General features: G+C 45.2%; 6 protein-coding genes. 2 read left to right on the top strand and 4 right to left on the bottom strand.

From position 1 onward, the window contains the following. On the bottom strand, positions 1-650 hold a 650-nt coding region (locus WA010_RS02290), incomplete at its 3' end, for a phosphoenolpyruvate carboxykinase (ATP) (RefSeq protein ID WP_422555561.1). After that, entirely contained in the window at positions 623-2,344 is a 1,722-nt protein-coding gene (locus tag WA010_RS02285) for a SulP family inorganic anion transporter (RefSeq protein ID WP_422555560.1), read from the bottom strand. The genes WA010_RS02290 and WA010_RS02285, both read right to left, overlap by 28 nt. A gap of 258 nt (positions 2,345-2,602) precedes the next feature. Between WA010_RS02285 and WA010_RS02280 the strand changes: the two genes are divergently transcribed. Further along, positions 2,603-3,190: a TetR/AcrR family transcriptional regulator gene (locus WA010_RS02280; protein WP_422555559.1), complete on the top strand. Its 588-nt coding sequence runs from the start codon at positions 2,603-2,605 to the stop codon at positions 3,188-3,190. A 4-nt stretch (positions 3,191-3,194) separates the two neighbouring features. Next, positions 3,195-3,446: a hypothetical protein gene (locus WA010_RS02275; protein ID WP_422555558.1), complete on the top strand. Its 252-nt coding sequence runs from the start codon at positions 3,195-3,197 to the stop codon at positions 3,444-3,446. A gap of 81 nt (positions 3,447-3,527) precedes the next feature. Here the strand turns inward: WA010_RS02275 and WA010_RS02270 are convergent, their stop codons facing one another. After that, positions 3,528-4,706 (bottom strand): ammonium transporter, encoded by a 1,179-nt coding sequence (locus tag WA010_RS02270; protein ID WP_422555557.1) that lies wholly within the window; start codon positions 4,704-4,706, stop codon positions 3,528-3,530. 194 nt (positions 4,707-4,900) lie between these two features. Continuing rightward, the coding region (locus WA010_RS02265; RefSeq protein WP_422555562.1) for a P-II family nitrogen regulator at positions 4,901-5,048 on the bottom strand (148 nt) is incomplete at its 5' end.

Here is a 5,048-nt window from a genome sequence, read left to right as displayed (position 1 = left end):
CTGCAATGCATCGAGAGCTTGTTTTCCAAAGGAAGCCAGTAGTTCATCAGGGTAAAGACCCCTTTTTTCAACTCTCCCGTGTACCACGTCCCACCGATGATGGCGATTTTCTCTTCGATGTTAAACACGATGAAAACGTCGCTATTAAGCCCGTGCTCTTTCCATTTATGGTTCGTGATACGACTGGCACTGTAAAAGGTGAAATCGGGAGCAAAGCCGATCAAATCCTCAAAAGCAGATTCGATAAACATGTTTTTGACAAAATGGGACTGCCATGCGATTTCACTGATAAAACGGATAGATCGGCGGCTCGACTCGCTCGCCCCTGCAAAAACATCATTAACAAAGAGTTTTTTGCCGTTTAGATGCTCTTTGACCGTCCCCAGTAAATCATCCCATACGCGCTTGCTGAGGGGTTTATTCACCTCACCCCACGCGATGTATTCGTTCGATGGGAATTGATCGACGAAATATTTGTCTTTGGGACTTCGTCCCGTAAAAATACCCGTATCGACCATTACTGCTCCGCTGTGGGAGAGTTTCGCACCCTCATTCGCCAGTGCGTATTTAATCAACGAATCGTAATCTATATTACGATGGATCGCGTCAATGTGGGTGAGTCCTAATTCTTCTGCTGTAAGCCATGACATACGATGATTTTCCTTTGTTTTTGGGGTTCGTCTACGATTTCGTGCGCTAGGGCAAGCGCTTTGTCGATATGATCGACGATGTTCCATTCGCCGATCTCTTTAGCTAATCCTGATTTACGGATGTAATTGTGAACATTTTTATTGACCCCAGAGAGGATAAATACCGAATGCTGTGCATGAAGTTGATGGGTTAGTGTTTCAAGAGCGTGTAGCCCTGCTGCATCGACCATCGGAACATATCGAAGGCGCAAGATAAAGACCTTCGGCGGCGGATCGAAGAGCAATAGGGTATCGACCAACCTCTCCGCAATTCCGAAAAAGAGAGGTCCTTTGATCTCATAGACCTCGACCCCTTTGGGGATCACTTTTTTCGAGGTGGCATCGGGATCGTCATTCTCCTCTTCGTCGTCATCGTAGGATCGGATTTCGACCGCTCCCATCATCGAATGGATAAACAAGATCGCCGCCAATGCAATCCCTGCTTGGATAGCGACGTTCAAATCGACCAATACGGTGAGGGCAAAAGTGACGAACAGCACGGCACGATCAGCGCGCGGTGCTTTCATAATGGAGCGGATGTGTTTGATCTCCGACATATTCCACGCCACCACGATCAAAATAGCACTCAACGCCGCAAGGGGGATTTTAACGATCAATGGGGCTAAAAGGAGCATAAACCCAAAGAGCCACAGCGCGTGCATGATCCCCGAAATCGGCGATACGGCTCCTGTTTTGATGTTGGTCGCCGTTCGGGCGATGGCACCGGTCGCGGGTAATCCGCCAAACACGGACGAAGCGATATTAGCCACCCCTTGGGCTAAGAGTTCGGTATTGGGTTTATGTTTCGTCCCCGCCATCCCATCAGCAACGACTGCGGACAAGAGTGATTCGATGGCGGCAAGGAGGGCAATCGTCATCGCATCGGGAAACAAAAGGCGGATTTTTTCAAAGGTGATAACGGGGAAACTGGGACTGGGTAACATCGAAGGGATAGCACCGAAACGGCTCTCTATTGTCTCGATAGGGATATTGAGCACCCATACCGCCAATGCAGAGAGGATAACGACCACAATCGGACCAGGGATTTTAGGATAGTTGTTTTTCATAAGAATGATAATTCCGATAGAGATGAGGGCGACGACGACGGCGTAAGGGTTGGTTTGGTGTAAGTGTTGGACGTATAAGACCAGTTTATCGATGAAATCGGGAGGCATGGTTTGGATCGACAAACCGAAAAAATCTCTCAGCTGTGAAAAGAGGATAAGGAGCGCTATCCCTGAAGTAAAGCCGACGATCACGGGATAGGGGATAAATTTAATCAGTTCTCCGGCTCTCAAAAACGCCATAAGAACCAAAAGTATCCCCGCCATGATGGTAGCAAGTACCAACCCCTCATAGCCGTGCTTCATCGCAACAAGGGCTACGGTGACGATGAACGCGGCGGTCGGACCCCCGATTTGATAGCGGCTCCCCCCCATCAAAGAGATAATCAATCCCGCCACAATCGCCGTAAACACTCCCCTCTCAGGAGGAAGATTCGAGGCGATCGCAATCGCCATCGCCAGAGGCAACGCGACAATCGCAACGGAGAGACCAGATAGGGCGTCTTTGATAAAGTCGCTCCCCTCGTAGCCGTTTTTTTTGATGTAGGTGATAAGTTTTGGCTCTAAAAGCTTCTGTAAGCTTTGTTTCATCGGTTCAACCCTGATTGAGATTTGAAAGGTTACAGCAGATAATCTTAAGATTGAATTATGTTCAACTTATTAAAAAGTATTCATTTTATTGAACTCGGTTGTATTTATGTGATAAAATACATCAAAATATCTCTTTCGCATTAATTGCGAAAAGCTTTAGGGGATTGCAAAGGACATACGTGTCCTTGCCATCTAAACGGGCTTTGCTCGTTTAGATGTATAACATCAAATAAGAGGTGATACGTGAAAAGTGCGATTATGGGCGAAGTTACCCGAGTGAAAAAAGAGCTTTATCTCACGGCTTCCGCCAAATATTTCGATGAAACTGGATACAAAGAGTTCAAAATTACCGACCTCGCCAAAGAGCTTGAAACCTCCGTCGGAACAATTTACAATATGTTCGGCTCCAAAGAAGAGCTTTACGTCGAGTATTTGATCTTAAAATTAGAACGATTTCTCAAAAATCTGAACGATCATGAATCCTCCGATCCGCGAGAGAATTTAAAACTCTATTTGAAGTACAAATACGAAATCTTTTTACGGATCGATCAGCACCGAAATCAGCCCATCACAAACGATCCCTATTTTTTTCATAAGCTCGATGTCTCTAACCACAGCGTTGTCGCCGATATCTATAACTTTTTAGTACGTCAGTTTAAATTATTGCTCCCCCTGGAGCATACCAATCACATGCACGTCGCCATTTTGTTTAAAAAATTCTCCGACGGCTTTATCGAGAGTTATCTTTACCATGAGTTTGACACCTCCGGTATTATCGAAGAGACCATCCACTGGTTTTTTAACGGCGTCGGTCATAGCCCGGTTGCGAACAATGCAGGCAAGTAAACTCGTGAAATTCTCTTTTGAAACATTGACAGATATAGATAAAAATTTTGATGATGAGATGAACGAAGAAACCTCCATAAGAAGACGTCCTGCTACACAATATCCGGAGGGAAGAACATTTGGCGAATGTATCGAGGATGAGAAACGCTCCGTCCGTATGATCAACGGGCACTTTGTTCCGACCATACGAATCATAGATAAACCGTTTCGATTGCATCGAAACGAAGCACTTAAATATTACACCAAAAAATTGTAGAAGGTGTGGGAAACTCTCCCTTGCAAACAATGAAAAAGATTGTCTGAGAAGATTGAGATTTCCACCCAACAATCTCTTAAATCAGATTGCCCTTTTAAACTCAGGATACGCTTCAAGTCCGCATTCGCTGACATCAAGCCCTTGCTGTTGTTCCTCATCGGTTGCACGGAACGGAAATACTTTATTGATAAGATAAATAATAACAAACGAAACCGGAAATACAAAAAGTGCGATTTCTGCAATCCCTTTGAGCTGATTCAATAAAGTAATATTGTTTGCAACGTCGCTTGCGAAAATCCCGACAGCTAACGTACCCCAAATACCATTAACCAAATGAACCGACAATGCTCCAACCGGATCATCAATGCGCACTTTATCAAATAAAGGGATCGCAAGGACAACTAAAAGACCGCCGATAAATCCGACCGCTATCGCATCATAAAGAGAGAACAAATGAGCTCCTGCCGTAACCGCAACCAACCCGCCGAGTGCACCATTAAGGATCATCGTAATATCAAACAGTTTGTAGCGTATATAGATTAAAATCCCAGCGGATATTGCCCCTGCTAACCCTGCAAGATTGGTATTGAAAATCGTCAATGCGACACTATCTGCCAACGCTTTCGTCGAAATACCACCGACAGAACCGCCGTTAAACCCAAACCATCCGATCCAAAGGAGCATTGCCCCCAAAACAACGAGAGGGATATTGGATGCGGGGATAACACGCATTTGATCGCCGACATAACGCCCCCTGCGCGCTCCGATGACCAAAATGGCCGCGAGCAATGCCCATCCGCCCGTAGAGTGGATGACGGTAGAACCTGCCAAATCAACCATGTTAAGATCAAAAATGGTATCTTTGAGCCAATCGCTTCCCCAGCTGATGTTCACCGCGCTCGGATAGATGAATGCACCCATTACAACCGTAAAAAGGGTTAATGGCAAAAGACGGGCACGTTCACCCACACCACCGCTCATAATATTAATCGCTTTTCCGACAAACGCCATTTGGAACATAAAAAAGGCCCATTGGCTCATCGTTGTACTTTGAAAATCACCGAAAGCCAGATGAAATCCGACCAAAATAAAAGCCATCGACGCCACTGCGTAAATCATAACGTTCACCGTCAATACGCTGGAGACGTTTTTAGTTCGTACCAAACCAGCTTCAAGCATCGCAAAACCGGGAACCATTAAAATAATCAAAGTGATGGAAAAGAGGGCAAAGAGGGTATCGATAACATAAGCAGTATCCATGCAGCACCTTTAGTTTAAGATAAAGGTGTGCATTATATATCCAAATAAATGGATTTGAGAAGAATGATTGATTAATTTTTAATCAGTTGGAAGTATTTAATCTTAAAGTGCGGTTTACTGCACGTGGGCTTCGCGCCGAGCGAAACTCAGCGTTAGCGTAGCCGAAAGGGACTTTGTTCCTTCCGCGTGTTAAATTAAATCGCTTCGATATCAGTTTCACCCGTACGGATACGGACGATTTTGCTGATTTCACTTACGAAAATTTTACCATCACCAATTTTACCTGTACGTGCCGCTTCAACAACAGTATTCACAACTTGATCCACCATCGCATCATCGACG

The sequence above is a fragment of the Sulfuricurvum sp. genome (genome assembly GCF_049305995.1).
Lineage (GTDB): Bacteria > Campylobacterota > Campylobacteria > Campylobacterales > Sulfurimonadaceae > Sulfuricurvum.
This window is presented reverse-complemented; position numbering and strand designations above follow the sequence as displayed.

Excerpts from the sequence above, each read along its gene's own strand:
- WA010_RS02285 (WP_422555560.1), bottom strand. The coding sequence starts at position 2,344 with ATGAAACAAAGCTTACAGAAGCTTTTAGAGCCAAAACTTATCACCTAC.
- WA010_RS02280 (WP_422555559.1), top strand. The coding sequence starts at position 2,603 with ATGGGCGAAGTTACCCGAGTGAAAAAAGAGCTTTATCTCACGGCTTCC.
- WA010_RS02270 (WP_422555557.1), bottom strand. The coding sequence starts at position 4,706 with ATGGATACTGCTTATGTTATCGATACCCTCTTTGCCCTCTTTTCCATC.